The 662-nt window shown below is 74.9% G+C and carries 1 protein-coding gene; it reads right to left on the bottom strand.

The genetic code is table 11. The features are described from left to right. Window positions 1-466: SDR family oxidoreductase (locus tag AC2W7G_RS17920; RefSeq protein WP_485869622.1), on the bottom strand; the 466-nt coding region annotated here is incomplete at its 3' end. Window positions 467-662 lie beyond the last annotated feature (196 nt).

Consider the following 662-nt stretch of genomic DNA (forward strand, 5'->3'; position numbering starts at 1 on the left):
TGCCACGGGGCCGGCCGCCATGCCCCGCGTGCACCTGCGCGGCGAACTCGTGGAACTGCGTGGCGCGCAGGATCGTCCACGGGACGGGGCCGGCCTCGACCAGGCGCTCCTGGGCGAGCTTGCCCGCGTAGTGCCCGGTGCGTCCGCGGTCGGCGCCGACGACCGAGAGCGCGACGTGGTGACGCACCCCGGCCCGCTGCTCGGCGGCGAGCAGACGGCTCGTGACCGTCGTGAAGAAGTCGCGGGACCGGCGCGACGACATGGTCGGCGTCGAGGTCACGTCCACGACGGCGTCGGCCCCGGCCAGCGCGGCGTCCAGCCCGTCGCCGGTCATCAGGTCGACCCCCGCGTGACGGCTCAGGACCACCGCCTCGTGGCCCGACGCCTCCAGCGCCGCCACGACGTGACGGCCGACCGTGCCCGTGCCGCCCGCGACGGCGACCTTCATGCTCTGGTTCTCGTTCATGCCCCTCTGACGACGCAGCCGTCCGGAACGTGAGGGTCAGCCCCAGGCGGTGAGCTTGTGCGGGTTGCGCACGATCCACACGTCGGTGACGACGCCGTCCGCGACGCCCAGCGCCAGCACCGAGTCGACCGCGTCGTCCTCGGCCACGACCGCGACGAGGCGGCCCGCCCGACCTCGCCGGCCGCCACCTCGAAGC

This window comes from Aeromicrobium sp. PFPM2_SD2 (genome assembly GCF_057364525.1).